A 17,592-nucleotide genomic window follows, 5' to 3' on the forward strand; every position below is an offset into this window, starting at 1 on the left:
TCCAGTCTTCAACCACCGGTTTTGTTTTTGGTTCCCCGGTAAGCGGTCTATTGTGGCGAAACCCTGCCATTTTGTCATACTTGTCGCGCTTTTATTTTGTAATCTGTGCGTTAGGCTTGGTGTAAGAACTCTGCCGTGCCGGCACCGATTCCCGAACCGGACGACTTTAAAAGGACCCTTCACCATGAAAGCTGTTCGCTACATCATTCTGGCTATTATAGGTCTGATCGTGCTGGCCGCTATAGCGGTCGCGGTTGCCATCTTCGTTATCGACCCGAACACCTACAAGCCCCAGATTGAGCAGGTGGTGGAGAGAGAGACCAACCTTGAACTGGAGCTTGCCGGAGATATCGGCTGGTCTATTTTCCCCCTTGGGCTGGAGCTCAACGACGTCGGCGCCACGCTCGACGGCGAACGCTTTGTTGCGCTGGATCAGCTGATCGCCAGGGTGGACTTCTGGTCGCTCGTTGCCATGTCGCCGCAGGTCCACACCTTTGTGCTGGACGGCCTGGATGCGCGGCTGGTTGTTAACAAGGATGGTTCCGGCAACTGGACCCGGATCATGCCTGAAGGCGACACCGCCGCCACCGGGGCTGCTGCCGAAGAATCCCCGCAGCCTGCCGCCGAGGAGACCTCCGGCGCGGCGCTGGAGTTCGCGGTTGAGAAAGTACAGATCACCAATGCCAGTGTTCAGTACGAGGACATGCGCACAGGCCAGAGTGTGGTTCTTCAGGATTTCAGCCTGCAGGCCAGCCAGATTGCCCTGGGCACGGAATTCCCTCTTGAGATCGCTTTCCTGGTGAATACCGCCGAGCCCGAGATGGCCGTGGATGGCGACATCAGCATGCGAATCAACGCCAATGAGACCCTGGACCAGTTCGCCGTGAATGGCCTGGACGCCCAGTTCGCCCTTTCCGGTGAACCGTTCAGCGGAAAAACCGTCCAGGCCCGCATTAACGGTAGCGCCAAGGCGAACCTCGAGAACGAAACCGCCACACTCGAGAATCTCAGGGCAACCCTGGCCAACCTGGAACTCACCACCAACCTGACCGTGGAAGGTTTTGGTGACAAGCCCAAGCTTACAGGCGACCTGAAAGTGGCGGAGTTTTCGCTGCGGGGATTCCTTGAGACTCTCGGCATGGGTGCAGTAGAGACAGAGGACTCCGACGTACTTACCCGTCTGAGCCTTGAAACCAGACTCACCGGCCCTGCCGGCGTTGCCGAGCTCAGCGACCTGCGCATCGTGCTGGACGAGACCACCTTGAAGGGCGGAGGCCGCTACAATCTTCAGTCCGGGGCCCTTGTGTTCAACCTGGAGGGCGACGCTATCAACGCCGACCGCTATCTGCCCCCCGCCAGCGAAGAAGACGGGCAGCAGCAACAGGCAGAGGCCGGTGCCGAGGGCGACCTGCTGCCCCTTGAAACCCTTCGCGGCCTGGACCTGGACATTGACCTCGGCCTGGGCGAGCTGATCATCAGCAACCTGACCATCACCGACATCAAGACCGCCATTGACGCCAACGGCGGTCAGCTGAAACTGAGCGACTTCAGCGGCAAACTCTACAACGGTGGCTTCCAGTCCAACGTGACCATCGATGCCCGCACCGACAACCCGGCCTGGAACATGCGCGCTGACGTCAACGGTGTCGAAACCCGGGCACTGCTCAACGACCTGGCGGAGCTGGACATGCTCGCCGGTGCTGCGAACATCAATGTAAATGCCAGCACCCGGGGCAACCGGATACCGACTCTGCGAAGCAACGCCGATGGCGAGGTCACCTTCAATCTCGCGGAAGGGGAGTTTACCCGCATGAACCTCACCCGCATGGCCTGCCAGGGTATTGCCGTGGTAAACCAGGAGCAGTTGACCGCCAGTGACTGGACCAGCACCACGCCCTTCAACGACATGAAGGGCACTCTCAAGATCAATGGCAATACGCTCAACAACACCAGCCTGGTTGCGGCCATGGCCGGGATGCGCCTGGAGGGCAGCGGCACGATAGACCTGGCCGAATCCCAGCTTGATTACGAGGCGGGGCTTCGCATCGTCGGGGAGGTCCACCGGGACGAGGCCTGCCGGGTCACAGAGATTGTGGAGAATGTGGTGATCCCTGTGGAATGTCGCGGTGACTTCGCGGAAGACCCCGCGGGGCTGTGCTCCTTCGACGGTTCCCGTTTCAAGGACACCCTCAAGGACATCGCCGCCAATGCCGCCCGCGCCAAGGTTCGCGAGGAAACCGACGAGGCCAGGAAAAAGGTGGAGCAGAAGGCCCGGGAAAAGGTTGAGGAGCGGCTCCAGGGCGAGGGCGGTGAAAAGGTCAAGGATGCCATAAAGGGCCTGTTCGACCGATGAGTGACCGCTTTGCCGAGCGGCTTCTGGCATGGTATGACAAGCACGGCAGGCACGACCTGCCGTGGCATCACAACCGCAACGCCTACCGGGTCTGGGTTTCGGAGATCATGCTGCAACAGACGCAGGTGACCACCGTCATCCCCTATTTCCTGGCCTTCATGGAACGCTTCCCCTCCGTCAGGGAACTCGCCGGGGCCCCCGTGGACGACGTGCTGGGCCATTGGTCGGGGCTTGGCTATTACGCCCGGGCCCGCAACCTGCAGAAGGCGGCGATCCGGGTTGTGGAGGATCACGGCGGTGAATTCCCGGTCGACCAGGAGGCACTGGAAGGCCTGCCCGGCATCGGTCGTTCCACCGCGGCGGCCATTATCGCCCAGGCCCATGACAAACGCGCTGCCATCCTCGACGGCAACGTCAAGCGGGTGCTGGCCCGCTACCATGCCATACCCGGCTGGCCGGGCCAGACCAGCACCCTGACCCGGCTCTGGCAATACGCCGAGGCCCATACCCCCGATGAACGGGTGAGGGACTACACCCAGGCGATTATGGACCTGGGCGCCATGGTCTGCACCCGCTCCCGACCGGTGTGCGAACGCTGTCCTCTCAATGAAGACTGCATCGCATTCAGGCGCGGCGAGACTCACCTCTATCCTGGCCCCAAAACCAAAAAGGAAAAGCCGGAGAAAACCACCTGGATGGTGATACTCGAGGACGAGAACGGTCGCATCATGCTGGAACGCCGCCCACCCACCGGGATCTGGGGCGGCCTGTGGAGCCTGCCGGAACTGGACCCTGCCTATGGGCCGGAGGAACTCCGGGAGGCCTGTGAACAGACACTGGGGCTGGACTGCGGTGAACCGGACCTGATCAGTGGCTTTCGTCACACCTTCAGTCACTACCACCTGCACATACAGCCTGCGCGTCTGCCGGTCGCCAAAGGGATCCTGATCCAGGACCGCCCGGACCGGCGCTGGGTCCACCGGGACGAGGCCCTTGGCCTGGGGCTGCCCGCGCCTATCCGTACACTGTTGACCCGGCCCGGACAAACCACCCTGCTCTGATCTGTTATCATTTCCCCGAAACCAAGACCCAATGGCGAGAGGAGCCGACATGAGCCGCACCGTGTTCTGCCGCAAATATCAGAAAGAAATGGAAGGCCTCAACCATCCCCCCATGCCCGGCCCTAAAGGCCAGGACATCTACGAGAACGTCTCGAAGCAGGCCTGGGAGGAATGGCAGGCCCAGCAGACCATGCTGATCAACGAAAAGCACCTGAGCCTGATGGACCCTAATACCCGCAAATACCTGCAGGCCCAGATGGACCGGTTCTTCAACAACGAGCCTTTCGACAAGGCCGAAGGCTACGTGCCACCGGAGAATTAACCCTGCCTGATCAAGGTTTAGCCAGCCTTGAGAGGCTCATAATTTTTTCTCCGGCAGCCTTGACTCAACATCCCTAAACCGGTTTAATAGCGCCCCGTTGCAGCGCACTACCGCAACGATGCCCGGATAGCTCAGTTGGTAGAGCAGGGGATTGAAAATCCCCGTGTCGGTGGTTCGATTCCGCCTCCGGGCACCATCAGATTCAATGACTTAGCCCGCCCCGTGCGGGCTTTGTTGTTTCTGGAATAGCGATTTGTAAGCAACATGTAAGCAGATTCTAGAAATGCTGATTCTCTCCCAATGGAGCTATCGGTCTACCGGAAATCCCGAGGAAGACCAGTAAGCTTCTGCACCGCCCATGGGGCGAACCTTAAACATCGAAAGCGTAGTGTCTTCTGTCTCGACGGATGGGAGATGGCCCTTTTCAATCATGCCCCTGACCTGCCCTTCGCTGACTCCGGTCAGTTGAGCGAATCGCTCCTGGGTCATAACCGAGGTTGCTGACAGGAAGATTTGTTTCTTCTCGTCCACTGTTTTGCACTCTGCTACACTATTGAACACAAGATGCTTCTGATTATGTGCATTGCACTATCTACAATCTCAGGCTAGATAGCAATATTAACAAATTACTCATTGCAATGATAAGAGAGCGCCTGATTAATTTCTTTAATGCCTGTAACGTAACTTCAAGAGAGATGGAGAAATTGACAGGCATAGATCGAGACAAGTGGAATGCTGTTCGCGCGCGTAGACGACGCGTAAACGAAGATGACATTGAAGCCTTCAATGGGGCCTTCCCACAATTTGCCTATTGGCTAACAACCGGGAAAACAATTCCATCAGCAGGGCAGATAAAGCCTGAAAGAAAGAATTCAGGAATAGACGTACCTAAAGAATAGTCATGAGGTGACCGTGCAAATACTTGGGAATGATGCCTGGAGAGAATTCAGGGGGATACCAGGAGAAAAAGGGATAAACGATAGCTCTCATCTCGCTAAAGTAGAAGACAGCTCAGGGAGATTGCATAGTTGCTTTGTAAAACTACTTAATCCAGGTTGCCCTGCTCTCATCTGCGAGGCAATTGGGTGGATTTTGGCCAAAAATTCCGGAACTCCAACTGTTTCATTTGCGGCAATCACCCCTATTCCCAAGGAAAAGCTTAAAGGAAAGGTTCCCCTGCCCGACTGGACTGAAAATTTCGATTTTTGCCCAGCCTGGTGCAGTGAAATAGTTGATGGGAAGTCCGTAAAACAAATTTACACTTGGAAATTCTTCACGGGACGACTGGCTTGCCTCAAAAGCAAAACAACGAGACAAATCGCAGCACTTGATGTATGGACCGATAACAAAGATAGAAACTATGGAAACGTCATCAAGTCAAAATCAAACGAATATATTGCTATAGACCACGAGACCTTGCTCCATGACTTACTCTGGCTACCAATGGGCATCTGCTACTCGGAACGGAGTCTCTTAAAAGAAGCAGAGGCACACCTTGGTCCAAAAGAACATGAAGCTTTCGTCTCCGATGTGGTCGGTTACGGTGAAGGCCATAAAAATGCCTTCAATAACTCGAAAAGTCAGATAGAGAATTTAATCAATACATTATACCCGGGAAATACTAGCTTATCCGATGCCGTCATCAGTCACCTAGACACTAGATCTGACAAAGACTGGATCAACAACCAGCTAGGATTAATGATATGAATTTTTTCACCCAGGAAATCGGTGACCTAGCAGTAAACTCATTAATTAGTTCCGGAACCCAAACTCAACGAGATGGTTTTGAAGGCATCTGGTACTCCATTGAAATTCAGCCAGATGTGTTTGTTCCGCAATGGTTCAACGTTGGAGTAGCAGTTCAAAACGTCAGCGGAAAACTAGAATTCCAAATCCTTGATTATTTCAAAAAATTTGAGTGCATTTACGGTAAAAAATTTAACAGGAATTCTTTTTTCGAAATAAGAAGTCATGCCCAAGAAATTCTAAGGAATGCTGAGAGAGACCGAATCCCTCTAAATTGTATTCACTTCGAAACTACAGCTCTTCGTATTTCCGAACAGGGATATACGTCAGGAATGGACATTACATCAACAACTAATAGACTATTCCGAGAAATCGTAGCACTAGAAAAGAACGAAAGCGACTCAAAAAGCAATTTTGAATCAATAGATACGTCTAAAGCACGAAAGCTCGTTTCTAAGGAACTGAAACGCATCGCCAATATGGACTACGAAAAAATAGTCAACAAAGAAAACACAAAGCGCGGCTTCGAGATTGAATACAACGAAGAGAAGCATTTTCTAGATGTCGAGCTACTCACCAGAAAAGCTTGTGGGAATATAGTCTCCGCTGTTTATAAATCCCCTCAAACTATTGAGCTAAATCTGTTAAAATCGAGCAGGGACCTAACCACGTTCTCAAAAATAAGAGGCATCAACGACATAGGGTTATTTTTACTCTTGCCCCACGAAGGCACAATGTCTGAAAAAGAGTTTAGGTCGATCGATCAGCTCCTTAAAGAACAGGAGTGGAAACTTGAAAGAGATGGTTTCAGAGTGGTCAGTCTGCCATCGGAACAAGATCTCGCGAAAGAAATATATGATTGGGCAAGACCATCTATCGTGTAGCTGGCCCAAAAAGATTCAGGTAACCAGAAAAAATCATCAACTAGGGGGAAACTTATTTTCTCAAAGAACACTACACATCCAAACAAATCGGCGCTGGAGAAATCAAAGGTCTTTAAATTTGAGTGCGCTCTGAGCTGGCCTTGTATTTAAATACTTACACTCTTTCTCGATCAGGCGTATTTTATGATCGTTTGGAACCACCTTACAAACCGATCTTGCGATCTCACAGATGATGAGGCTTTGCAATGGGACCTCTCCTGCACAGCCTGGACCATCGTAAAGCCTAGTATCAGCAGGTCAACCATCAATCCTTCAGATTATAAGCTAGAAAACGTTGTGCCTGAATCACTGAACCTTTTCTGGAATAACAATCTTGCTTTTACTAGATCAGTAATGATTGCAAGAGCACTGGCATCTTCACTACATCAATTTGAAATATCAAACATCATCTGGACGCAGTCTGTAAATAATTCCTATATGATGGCTGTAATCGAATGGTGCAAGGCTTTCGGTTCAAACAATGAAGAGGTCCACTGGAAGCGAGTCTTCGGCGAAAACTCTCCGTACATGAGTGATCTTCTATCTGAATTAGACCTAAGCCACGACGAATACGAGCAGTACTGGAAGAAAATGACAGATGCGCGTTCTAAGAGAATCGCGCACTCAAATCTTGACGGAGAAAAGGTTATTGAGTTGCCTGAACTTGATACAGCAATCTTCATGGCCCGGTCCACTCATCGGATTCTAAACCTGCTTTTGCCTCATCTCTCCAAGGTAAAAGGCGAACTATTCACACTAAACCCCATCTGCTTTGATGTTTGGAAAGACAACTTCGAAAATTCGTTGGGGGAGACGATTTCACCCGCTATAGCGACTGCTAAAGGCCCAGATTATCCCAGTTAGACCCTAAAACCTTTTGAAACCTGGTTACAGACCTATAGCCAATCAGATCGAAGCGTTTGGTAAAGCAGCTCACAATGATTCGATGACTAACGAGGAGTGACAATAGATCAGTCAGACTCCGAGCGTTCAGTCTTCAACAGTTGCAAAATCTCTTCCTGACAAGTCACACCATTGGGCAGGTATCGCTTTCGCTTGGTATCCGTTACGAGCGAAGCCCTAGCTTAAACAGGGTTTTTAGAGGTGAGAAGCGCCATGGTTGACGACACAAAACCAAAGGCAAACCGAGTACGTTTTAAGAGAGAAGTGCCTTTAGCTCATCCATCGAAAGTGTCTGATTGGGTCTGCGATGGACCATCGCATGACAGTTGGCACAGAGCGGAACGAGATCCATACTTGGGTCTACCTGCTTCTTACCATTGTATTCAGAAACAGGCACAACGTGATGAACATGAATGAAACCCTGACCATGTTGCCCGTAGGCCTCACCGAAGTTGAAACCGCAGGCTTTGCAGCTATCACCGTGAATCTGTATCGCCGCGTCTCGGAGTTTTTTGTCTCGTTCGTAGCGAGTTGAATAGACCTGTTTCTTACCTCCCTCCTCCCGGAAAGACGAAAAAGAATAGTCGTCACCCAACTGGCCTTTCTGTTCGATTCCTGGAAGCCCGGCTAAGCCAACAATTCGCTCATAAACTGACTTGGAGGTGGGCCGCACACCATCTCGCCAATGATTACTAACGCGATTCGGCAATACTTCCTCGATGTAATCGCCGGTCTCTGGGTCTTTGATGTTAATCGGTGTATCGAATGGCGTGAAGTTCTCGATTTTGACGAATAAATCACCTTTGTCGCTGCTATTATCTTCAAAGGGTGGTGTTTCTATAGTAGCCACACCGAAGTAGTGAGGCGCGTCAGACAGACGGTGTGGGCGAAAGGAAGTGTCTTTAAGCTTGCCCTTGTAGTACACCACCACCGTTTCCGGTGTGAGGTGCTTGGCATAGCGTTTGGGAAAGTGATACTCAGCGCCGGTCTTGTCTAACCATTGGGAAACGTCGTTTTCAGTGATGACTGTATAATTCATTTACCTTCCTCTTCATTTTCTAATCACTCGCCTCCTCGGGCACCTCATCTTCTTTACAATAAGCAGCCTATATAGTTTGAAACAAACGTAAATCCAATATAAAGACTTCAAAGAGTGAGCCGGCATAATTAGCCATTCTGCTGCAGGATAGCGGAATCACCAATCGGTAGAAGTTTTCGGCACTTCGGGTATCGAGAGCAAGCTAGGATTTCTGTTCCTGCATACTTTCCGGAACGAACCCGTTTTTTTACCATCGGAGCATAGCACCGTGGGCAAAGCGTTCGCCCCTCCTGTTGGTCGGAGTAAGCAGTAATAGACTCTTGCTCTCTCTCTGTCGCTGGCCCATCGGAGGAAATAGCCCCATCACTAGCGCTAGGAATGCCGTCCAGGCCCAAAGCTGCTTGTATGTCGGACCTGGTATAGCTCCGCTTAGTTTTGAAACGTAAGAGAGGAAGGCCTGCAGCGTCAAAGGCATTATCCAGAAATAAGTCTCGTTCCTTCCTCCTGGTCGAGTTGTGAGATTTATCGTCCAGCTCGATCGCCCAAACTGGCTTAAAGGTTTTGCGTTCAACTACAACAATATCAATGTGTCGGCTTTTGATTCGATTACGGGACGACTGCCAGGTTTGACGATCCAATCCCCTCTTCACGGAGATGAGATCTTCGACCCGAACCTTACCAAAAAGCCTGTAACGACCTTCCGGTAACGCGAGTTCAAGGACCTGGTAAAACGATCCCTCAGCTTCTGTCATCAGACGGTCGCAGCGCTGATAGGGGAACTCGATTACCACCTTTTTCGCAAGAGGCGAATTAGGAGAAACGAGCAGAAAAAATAATGCCACAAGCACTATTAGCGGAATCACATACATTAATCCGTCGAACACAGGAGCGCCTAACCCTCTTCAGTTCATCAAGGCTTCGATAGTACCCTATATTTCTTCTTGATCGCCACCCGAACCGAGCAGGTGTCAACATTGCGTCCACCGTTTTGCGGTGGCCTGTGGTTTTTAAGTGGGGTTCTACTTTTGCGAGTCTATGTTTCGACTTTAATGTTTTTTCTGCGTTGCTTAAAAAGCGTGAGTCATCAGGTTCAATTCACGCGAGCGCAAGAAAGGCGATGTCCACAGTACAGGGCGCGCAACACTTAACCGCCGCGCCCTACATCGGCAAGGCCTCGTATCGACACCATAGTGTAATTCTGTCGAGCAATAGCTTCGGGTCCTTCCCAGCACAAATTCATCACCGCGGGGATCGCTGAGCGCGGTTTTCATCTAATTTCACATTCGCTCTGACGCCACAATTCCAGGAAATAGCACCGATGGGTATGCCCCCTGAAAAAGTAATAACTGGTAAAACCATAAAAACCGGTAAAAGTGATCAGACTCCGCAGCTCCAACGGCTCCCACCGGTGGCACGTCCCATTTGAGGCAGAATCAGGTTTCACTTTTACCGGTATGTTCGCTATTCACTTTTTCAGGGGGCGAATAAGATGGGTAAAAGTGCTGAAACACAGAACGACTTCCTTCTGGGATTTCCACAGTCCATACAGGCCATCAAAAGGAGTATTTACATACCCACCAGATTGACGTTCGCCTCCCCCCGCGCCAGGGCTTTCACACGGAATTAACACGTCCCCTAAAAACTAGGCCTCTTTTTTTACTCTTACGCAAACAGAGATGGTCGCCGTTTTCTCGCCTGGGTGGCCTTCAGCGGCATCGAGAAAAATTCACAAGGCCTACGAGATCGTTCTTCGTTTGCTGCTTGCCAGGCACATTTCGCAGGTCGTATTTTCTCTGCCAGCTTTCGTGACGGAAGATTTTCCTGATCAACGATCACATCCACTTCCACCTCTTGGTCTGTGAACTCACCACGCCGACTAGGCCCGAACTTTTCCAAAAATCGATCAAAATATTCTAAACTTTGATTCACTGCGGCCAGCCCTCGGCCCTGTCCTCTCAGCTTGGGAGCAACCGCGTAACCCAAAGTGAATCGAAGCGGCATCATAAGGTTGACGTTGGTAAAAATCACCAGCGTTTGGACTTCCTGCTTTCCGCCTAGTTCAAAAAACACCACTGCGGTATACAACTCTTCATGCGGATCACCAACAGCGAAAAATCCGTTCGTAGGGTCATCTGCCATAAACTCGTACGACAAGCTTTTGTCATCGATCCTCTGTTGAGTCTCCTTCAGAACACTCTCCATATCATTAAGGTCTCGAAACAGGTCGTCTTTGCCATGCTCTAGTAGGTTAAGCCAATTTGGGAGGTTAATTGCCATTCTGGTGCCTCTCGAAGAGTTCATTCATCGGTTTAATAACGACGCTTCTTGCCATTGTAACCATCCCCTAAAATCGGTGCATGCGTAATTAGAGTTCTCCGGCCTACAATGAGGCAAACGGAGAACAGCATGAAGAAATCACGGTACAGCGAGTCACAGATCGTCAAGATCTTGAAGGAGGTCGAGGGCGGTCGCCTGGTCAAGGAAGTGTGTCGGGAGTACGGCATCTCCGATGCGACCTACTACAACTGGAAATCCAAGTACGGCGGCATGGAGGCCTCTGATGTGAAGCGCCTCAAAGAGCTTGAAGAGGAAAACCGCCGGCTGAAGCAGATGTACGCCGAGCTGAGCCTGGATCACAAATTGCTGAAGGACGTGATCAAAAAAAAGCTGTAAAGCCAGCCGTTCGACGAGAACTGGTGGATTACCTCAAGCAGGCTCACGGCGTCAGCATCCGCAGAGCCTGCCGAATCGCTGGCATCAGTGACTCTGTGTACCGGTATCGGCCGGACACCTCCCGGGATGAACCGGTGATTGCAGCACTTCAAAGCGCGACTGAACGCTATACCGCCTACGGCTTCAGCAAGCTGTTCAAGGTGCTGCGACGCTGGGGCCATGGATGGAATCACAAGCGGGTACACCGGCTGTATTGTGCACTCAACCTGAATGAACGACGACGGGGCAAGAAACGACTCCCGACACGAAACCCGGAGCCATTGAGCGTGCCAGCCACCGTTAATCGATGCTGGTCCATGGATTTCATGAGCGACAGCCTGTTCTGTGGTCGCCGGTTCCGGACGTTTAACGTGGTGGACGACTTTAACCGGGAGGTACTGGCTATCGAGGTTGACCTGAACCTGCCAGCACCGAGGGTCATACGGGTTCTGGAACGCATCATCGCTTGGCGAGGCTACCCGGCCAAACTACGCATGGATAACGGTCCTGAATTCATCTCGATTGCCTTGGCAGATTGGGCTGAGCAACACGGTATCGAGCTGGAGTTTATCAAGCCGGGCACACCAACTCAGAATTCGTATGTTGAGCGCTTCAATCGGACTTACAGGGACGAGATCTTGAATATGTATGTCTTCCGGAATCTCACCGAAGTCCGAGAACTGACCGAATCCTGGATGACGGAATACAACGATGAGCGCCCCCACGATTCACTGGAAGACTTGACGCCATGGGAATACCTGGCGAAACACCAACGGGCGGAAAACTCTAATCAGCGGTGCAACTGAAACAGGGGTGTTTCCAGTGACGACTTGCCCAGAAAATGCCGGTCCATTCTGACGAAGCATCGCAATATACCAGCCGAGAGTTGCGGGACCTCCTTGCAGATCATCGTCTCAAACCCAGCTGAAGCCACCGAGGTTAATGCCGTGAGAATGCGGTTGCTGAAGGGCTCTTGTCGTAGCTGAAAACCGAGCGAGTGAGGCGAAAAATCTACGGACATCGAGAAGCCGCTCGGCGGGATATCTTCGACTACATCGAGAGGTTCTATAACCCGGTTCGCCGCCATGGGAACAATGGCGGACCGTCCTCCGTGGAAATCGAAAATAGATTTTTGTACAGCTGGCAGGCGCCTATAAAGTCGAAAACTTGCCAATGGGTCACTTGGCGTTTATCTTTGCTGCTGGGTTATCTACTGCCACCTCGGCCCAGATGATGCTTACCCAAATGGACTGTTACTCAGGATTTTCAAAAAAATGGATAGGGATCACATAGAGCGATAGAAGAATAAGATCTTCATTGCAAGCTGGAGGCATTAATGAGGGCAACAGCAAACCTATCGGTTAAAGGAACTCGATACTACAGGGCCTCTGAACTATTTCAGAAAGGATCCCTATACTCGGGATTACCAATAAGGATGGAGCATCAACCACATAACCCCCACGATAGCAATGCTGTCGCCTTTAAGATCCGGAGCAATGGAGCAATGCTGGGGCACGTAGCCCGGGACTTGGCACCGAAGTATGCCCGGCTCCTCAAAGAGGATATGATTATCGGTGCCAAAATTTTCTCTATCAAAAGAGATGGTGCCGACATAAACATCGATGTCCAGGTCGCATATGAGCTTTCGGATAATGCGCTCTCAGAAAAACATCGATCGCGCCTTTGGCGGTCTTCTATGTCCATGCCAATGGGTCCAGGTATTTACGCAATAACAAACAATGTTACTGGCAGACAATATATTGGTTCATCCTATAACTTAAAAGATCGAGCTCGAGATCACATCAAACAGTTATCCCAAGGATGCCATGCAAACCACCTTCTTCAATCAGACTTTTCCGGTCTCGGCCCAAATCAGTTTGAGGTGCGTGTCCTTGAATCGCCAGTACGGCCATCGGAGACTGCCATACTCGAGGAAAAACACATTGCCTCATTACTGCTCTCTGGCGCTAAATTATATAACCTCACCGGCGATGGACAAGGTATAGGTTACCGGCCAACTAGACATATTAGGTCAGAATCGGTTTCAGATCGATTGATTCATCAACCCTTGGAAGAGGAGCAAAGGTTAAGAGATCGAACGCTTGCCGAGAAAAAAAAGATCGTTGCCGATTACTTCGATCCAAAACTTGAAGCGATGCTTCCGCTGGATAGCTTCTGGGTTTATTTGGTAACCTGCTTTTTCGGCGCCTTAGCAATTTGCGCCATTTTTTTTCCGGATACAATTAAAGGGGTCGGACTGGTTGTATCAGTGATCACTGCAATTGTGGTTGCACCCATCCTCATTGATTACCGAACGCGGAAGGTACAGCGCTCTGATAGCTTTCAGCAATTGCTCAAAGAGCGTAGCAAGCAGTTAAGTGCAATAGAATCTGAGCATCAAGCCTCTCGCAATCTTTAGTGTATGGCTCATAGGGAGACTCCCGGTCAGTACAGAGTCGACCCAGCAGGTAGTTAGAGCTAATATGGGTTCGTTTGTTATCTGGAGAATTGTATGGAACCAATTGAAAAGCTTCAGGAAAAGCTCAGCGCTTTTGCGAAAGATAGAGACTGGGAGCAATTTCATAGTCCTAAGAATCTCGCAATCGCTCTGTCTGTGGAAGCGTCCGAATTACTTGAACACTTCCAATGGTTATCTACGGATGCTTCAGAGCGAAAATGTCTGAGCGATGCCACAATCAAAGAAGTCGAAAACGAGATCGCGGATGTCTTTCTCTACCTTCTAAGACTTTCTGACCGGTTAGAAGTTAATATCGTGGACGCAGCAGAGAATAAGCTTGCCATTAACGCCAAGAAATACCCTATCTCTCTATCCAAAGGTAACGCTGTTAAGCACTCACGTCGTATCAGAGAAGAAAAATGACAAGAATTGCGTATCAACCATGTTCTGATCCAGATTCACAAAAAAATCTTATTGCATCGATTCATACACCAGTTTCGCTTGAGCACCTATCAAAGTTCTTGTCTGATGCCGACATGACGGTGTTACATGCCAAGTATCCAGAAGGCAAAGCGTATGTTTGGGGTGTGACTCCCAATCAGAACGCATTGCCAGCCTGGGATCAGCTCTCGGAAGGCGACATTTCGATCTTCAACATCAAGACGCTATTTTCTATAGCCGGGGTTGTCACTCACAAAACGCGAAACAAAGATCTGGCCACCAATCTCTGGGGCTGGAAAGACAAAAATGCGTCATACACTTGGGAATGTCTGTATTTCCTAGATCAAGTAACCCGCATTTCTGTTCCTTATGGCATTGCGATGGATGGTTCGTCTTCCCAACCTAAGATGGCCTTTAACCTTCTAAATGAAAGTAACAGCGAGATCGTCCTCGATAATATGGATATAGGTAGCCTTATCGCTGGCGCTTGGAGTACCCCAGATATTAGCACCGTGCGTTCTGAAATAGAGGACGACACCGAGTCAGTAGACGGGTCGACAGAAACCCCAACCCGAAAAGAGCACCGTTACATCGTAAATCATATTTTTGGAACGAGGACTGAGGCAGAATGTTCAATGTGCGGTAGAATGTTTCCCCGGGGGTATCTCGTAGCAGCGCATATTAAGAAGCGCTCACGATGCACCCTCAAAGAAAAGAAAGATATTGAAAACATTGCCACACCCATGTGTGCGTTCGGCTGTGACACACTATTCGAGAACGGTTTTATCAGCGTCAATGATAGTGGAAACGTAATGACCCATCCTTACAAAATCGAACACGATGCTATTTTTGATTACGTCAGAAAAATAGAAGGCAACAGTTGTCCTGCCTTTACGGAAAAAACCAAGAACTACTTTAAATGGCACAGAAAAGAACATGGGTTTGAGGCGATCTGACCAGTTCCCGGATTTCTAATCCATCCTAATTTTAGAGAGATTCGGGCTCAATTGGCTTGTCTGGTCTACAGTCAACCGGAATCTGAGTTGGCTATCGAGCTTTGCAATCGGACTTATCTTGTTGACAGAGCATGAGAGCTACTCATTATGTGCGGTGATCCTAGAAAATTAACTGCTTGGCGATTTAAACTTGGTGTTTTCGTAGCGTTAAACTCTTAAATCAACCGCGGTGTTGTGGAGAGAGCTTACGGACAACCCCATCAGGCCGCAGCTCACAGTTCTACGTTTAAGGAGAGTTACGTGGATGAACATAAAGGTGCGGACCATGTCATTCGAGGCTTCAACCCATCCACAATATTTGCAAATGGCTTTAGCCTAGGCTCTGCCGATCTGATCCAGGGTGGCTCACTTCGGGTAGTTGGCCGCACCGTTTCCGCTCTCCTTCAGCACGTTGTCGACGAAGAGGGAGGTCGCGCTTTCACGGGCGCAACGATAATCCTCCCTCCAATCTCTGCGACCAAGGACACCGAAGTGTCGGTGTTCAATGCCTTGATTCAAGCAACAGAAGAGCTTCGGGGCTACGAACTTGATGAACTAGAAAGGCCCATTCTCCCTCGGCTTGTGCGTATCCTACATAGCCCGTCGCTCAACATTGACGACCTGTTAGCCACTGCTCAAAAGCAGGGGAAGCGACGGCTAGTCGCGATCGCTAGTGCCAGCCAGTATCGAGATCCCAAGCTCGAGCTAATCCCGACCTTCGGCATTTCCTCAGTCCGGATGAACGAAGACCGGTGGACTCCTCACGTCACTTCGCTTTGTCGGTTACTAGTTCCTATTGTTGAAGAACTGGATGGTTATGGTCTGGTTCACGTCATGGAAGCACCCGCGAAAAGACCGTCTAATTCAGAGCAGCTCGTTTCTGTGGACAACTGCTATGTCACAGCCCTATTTAGCGAAACTGATCTCGAGGGGGAGTTTAATTTCCAAACGCAGAAATTGAAGACCATGATTCTCCAAGACAGACTGCTTGAGGTGATCACTGAACTTGACGACTTAGGATTGGCAAAGGGAGCGCAACTTCATGCTCTCGCCCAACTACTAGCGGGGACGGGAAGAGATAGAGAAACGCTCAAGATTATTGAGGAGTTGCTCCTCTAAATTTGAAAAGGTTAAAACCTATTCAACGGCTGGTCATCATACGGGCACCTTAATAGTTCAGCTTCATCAAACTGTCCAAATTCCTTCAATCTCTCGGCTAAAGTCTCGCTCTCCCATTCCTCGATTTCTTCATCCTCCCTCGTTCTCATGAGCACAAGGCCCACTTGCTGCAGGCAAAACGTACTGAATGACGTTGGGCGCCGGCCGGCACTGCGACATGAGTCAACCAAAATACCGTAGCTCCGAGTCATTTCACGCTCAATATTCAAAAGCGATGAATTGTCGCGGGCAAAAACCTGCCGCATGTGGCTGCTAACGGTTTCATCGTAGAGTGTTTTGAATTCTTTATCGATAAAGATTGGGAAACCAATTTCTTGACAGAGGTCAGCGTTGCGGTGGATGAACCAAGCTTTGACTTGCTCCCAAATTTCTTGCCTATGTTTTTCGTAGAGTTGGAGGCAATAACCCCTGATCGCATCGCCGTGAGACAGCTGTTTAAAACTCTTATATGCGGTGGACGCCCATTCTTTCAAAGAAATTTCTCGAACAGTAGCGGTGTTTTCCGTAAGTTCCACAATTAGTCGGTAGCTGCACTCATCACTTTTTTTATCCAGAAAACGCGGATTTCTGACAATGTATGTTCCTTGTCCATTCACACCTGCCCACAAAGTGCTGACGTCACTATCATCGAGCGAAGACGCCAAATCTATATCCCATACACGAGATCGTTCAACTGATTCATGATAGACCTCGCGCACACTTCTTTTAGTATTTAGGTCAACAAAGGCACGTAAAAGATTTTCTGGTTCCGCAACCACTTCTAATCTTTCAATTAGGCAACTTCGTCCTAGCGACAGAAAGTGGCTTAGAACTCGCTCGTTAAGTCGTGGCCGAACTCGCTCAAGAATCTCTCCGTCTATTACCAGATGTATGGCACGCTGATCGGATTCTGGCAGAGGCAACGAAGCAAACCGTAACCGTTTTTTACGCCACTCCTCTAACTGGCGCTTCAGATCGGTCAAAGACGTCCCGTTAATTAAAGTCATGTAGAATGGCAACGGTTTCTCCATCGTCCGGGCTAGGCAAGAATGACTACGAAAATCTTCCGTACTAACGCTAAAAGTGACACCATTCAATAATACGACTGCAGATTCCTCTAGCTCTTTTTCATTAAAATTTTCGTAGTCGGCGGATACGGTTTGGGGATTTCTAAGGAGTTCATTAGCTGGCACCCTCGTCTGTGTTTCCCTAGGACTTTTAACAGTGTCTTCAATGGAACCATCGTCGCGTTTAGTTCTGGAAAACGCGCCTAGGATCCAATCTAGCCCCACAACCAAAATCAGAATTACTAAAATAGGAACGATGGCATCCATGACTAATATCCTTGCCTCTTATTTTATCAACGCGGCTAAACGGAGCAAGCCAACTGCATCCAGTGTAATAGAATCTGGTTAAAGCATAGAAGGAAACACCATTAGTAGCCAATCTCACAACCTAGAGCTCCAATAAGAATAGGTCCC

General features: G+C 49.9%; 16 protein-coding genes and 1 tRNA gene. 13 read left to right on the plus strand and 4 right to left on the minus strand.

Annotation, left to right across the window (positions count from 1 at the left end; all coding sequences use genetic code 11):
- The first annotated feature begins 184 nt into the window (after window positions 1–184).
- The 7 genes from BM346_RS07405 to BM346_RS17920 all read left to right on the plus strand — a co-directional run bounded on the left by BM346_RS07405 (window position 185) and on the right by BM346_RS17920 (window position 7,269).
- Window positions 185–2,353, plus strand: coding sequence for an AsmA family protein (locus BM346_RS07405; RefSeq protein ID WP_092010267.1), 2,169 nt, complete (start codon window positions 185–187; stop codon window positions 2,351–2,353).
- Window positions 2,350–3,414 (plus strand): A/G-specific adenine glycosylase, encoded by a 1,065-nt coding sequence (gene mutY, locus BM346_RS07410; protein ID WP_092010269.1) that lies wholly within the window; start codon window positions 2,350–2,352, stop codon window positions 3,412–3,414. Before BM346_RS07405 ends, mutY begins: the two co-directional genes overlap by 4 nt.
- A 49-nt stretch (window positions 3,415–3,463) precedes the next feature.
- A complete protein-coding gene (locus BM346_RS07415; RefSeq protein ID WP_092010271.1) occupies window positions 3,464–3,736 on the plus strand; it encodes an oxidative damage protection protein in 273 nt (90 codons plus the stop codon).
- A 120-nt stretch (window positions 3,737–3,856) separates the two neighbouring features.
- A tRNA-Phe gene (locus tag BM346_RS07420) sits at window positions 3,857–3,932 on the plus strand.
- Window positions 3,933–4,648: 716 nt separating this feature from the next.
- A complete protein-coding gene (locus BM346_RS17915) occupies window positions 4,649–5,443 on the plus strand; it encodes a HipA family kinase (RefSeq protein WP_139229913.1) in 795 nt (264 codons plus the stop codon).
- Window positions 5,440–6,366, plus strand: coding sequence for a hypothetical protein (locus BM346_RS07435; RefSeq protein ID WP_092010280.1), 927 nt, complete (start codon window positions 5,440–5,442; stop codon window positions 6,364–6,366). Before BM346_RS17915 ends, BM346_RS07435 begins: the two co-directional genes overlap by 4 nt.
- A 183-nt stretch (window positions 6,367–6,549) precedes the next feature.
- A complete protein-coding gene (locus tag BM346_RS17920) occupies window positions 6,550–7,269 on the plus strand; it encodes a hypothetical protein (protein WP_139229914.1) in 720 nt (239 codons plus the stop codon).
- A gap of 292 nt (window positions 7,270–7,561) precedes the next feature.
- Here the strand turns inward: BM346_RS17920 and BM346_RS07445 are convergent, their stop codons facing one another.
- The 3 genes from BM346_RS07445 to BM346_RS07455 all read right to left on the minus strand — a co-directional run bounded on the left by BM346_RS07445 (window position 7,562) and on the right by BM346_RS07455 (window position 10,624).
- Window positions 7,562–8,347 carry an HNH endonuclease gene (locus BM346_RS07445; protein WP_092010287.1) on the minus strand — a complete coding sequence of 262 codons (786 nt, stop codon included), beginning with the start codon at window positions 8,345–8,347 and terminating at the stop codon, window positions 7,562–7,564.
- A gap of 128 nt (window positions 8,348–8,475) precedes the next feature.
- Entirely contained in the window at window positions 8,476–9,216 is a 741-nt protein-coding gene (locus BM346_RS18450) for a DUF2726 domain-containing protein (protein ID WP_092010290.1), read from the minus strand.
- Window positions 9,217–10,009: 793 nt separating this feature from the next.
- The gene (locus tag BM346_RS07455) at window positions 10,010–10,624 is read right to left on the minus strand and encodes a GNAT family N-acetyltransferase (protein WP_092010292.1); all 615 of its coding nucleotides are present in this window, start codon (window positions 10,622–10,624) and stop codon (window positions 10,010–10,012) included.
- A gap of 129 nt (window positions 10,625–10,753) precedes the next feature.
- On the opposite strand from BM346_RS07455, the gene BM346_RS07460 reads away from it, so the two are divergent.
- The 6 genes from BM346_RS07460 to BM346_RS07485 all read left to right on the plus strand — a co-directional run bounded on the left by BM346_RS07460 (window position 10,754) and on the right by BM346_RS07485 (window position 16,072).
- A protein-coding gene (locus tag BM346_RS07460; protein ID WP_227662867.1) for an IS3 family transposase occupies window positions 10,754–11,865 on the plus strand; the annotation gives its coding sequence in 2 pieces (ribosomal slippage) (window positions 10,754–11,006 and window positions 11,006–11,865; 1,113 coding nt in all).
- Between the two features lie 176 nt (window positions 11,866–12,041).
- Window positions 12,042–12,293 carry an IS3 family transposase gene (locus BM346_RS18455; protein WP_139229936.1) on the plus strand — a complete coding sequence of 84 codons (252 nt, stop codon included), beginning with the start codon at window positions 12,042–12,044 and terminating at the stop codon, window positions 12,291–12,293.
- A gap of 102 nt (window positions 12,294–12,395) precedes the next feature.
- Window positions 12,396–13,478 (plus strand): HIRAN domain-containing protein, encoded by a 1,083-nt coding sequence (locus BM346_RS07470; protein WP_092010299.1) that lies wholly within the window; start codon window positions 12,396–12,398, stop codon window positions 13,476–13,478.
- A 93-nt stretch (window positions 13,479–13,571) separates the two neighbouring features.
- On the plus strand, window positions 13,572–13,940 hold the full coding sequence (locus tag BM346_RS07475; protein WP_092010302.1) for a nucleotide pyrophosphohydrolase: 369 nt from the start codon (window positions 13,572–13,574) through the stop codon (window positions 13,938–13,940).
- Complete coding sequence (locus BM346_RS07480; RefSeq protein ID WP_139229916.1) at window positions 13,937–14,914, plus strand: hypothetical protein; 978 nt, start codon at window positions 13,937–13,939, stop codon at window positions 14,912–14,914. The genes BM346_RS07475 and BM346_RS07480 overlap by 4 nt, the downstream gene beginning before the upstream one ends.
- 300 nt (window positions 14,915–15,214) lie before the next feature.
- Window positions 15,215–16,072 carry a hypothetical protein gene (locus BM346_RS07485; RefSeq protein ID WP_092010308.1) on the plus strand — a complete coding sequence of 286 codons (858 nt, stop codon included), beginning with the start codon at window positions 15,215–15,217 and terminating at the stop codon, window positions 16,070–16,072.
- A gap of 11 nt (window positions 16,073–16,083) precedes the next feature.
- Here BM346_RS07485 and BM346_RS07490 read toward each other — a convergent pair whose 3' ends face one another.
- A complete protein-coding gene (locus BM346_RS07490; protein WP_092010312.1) occupies window positions 16,084–17,445 on the minus strand; it encodes a hypothetical protein in 1,362 nt (453 codons plus the stop codon).
- Between the last annotated feature and the right edge of the window lie 147 nt (window positions 17,446–17,592).

The organism is Marinobacter daqiaonensis (assembly GCF_900115285.1).
Lineage (GTDB): Bacteria > Pseudomonadota > Gammaproteobacteria > Pseudomonadales > Oleiphilaceae > Marinobacter > Marinobacter daqiaonensis.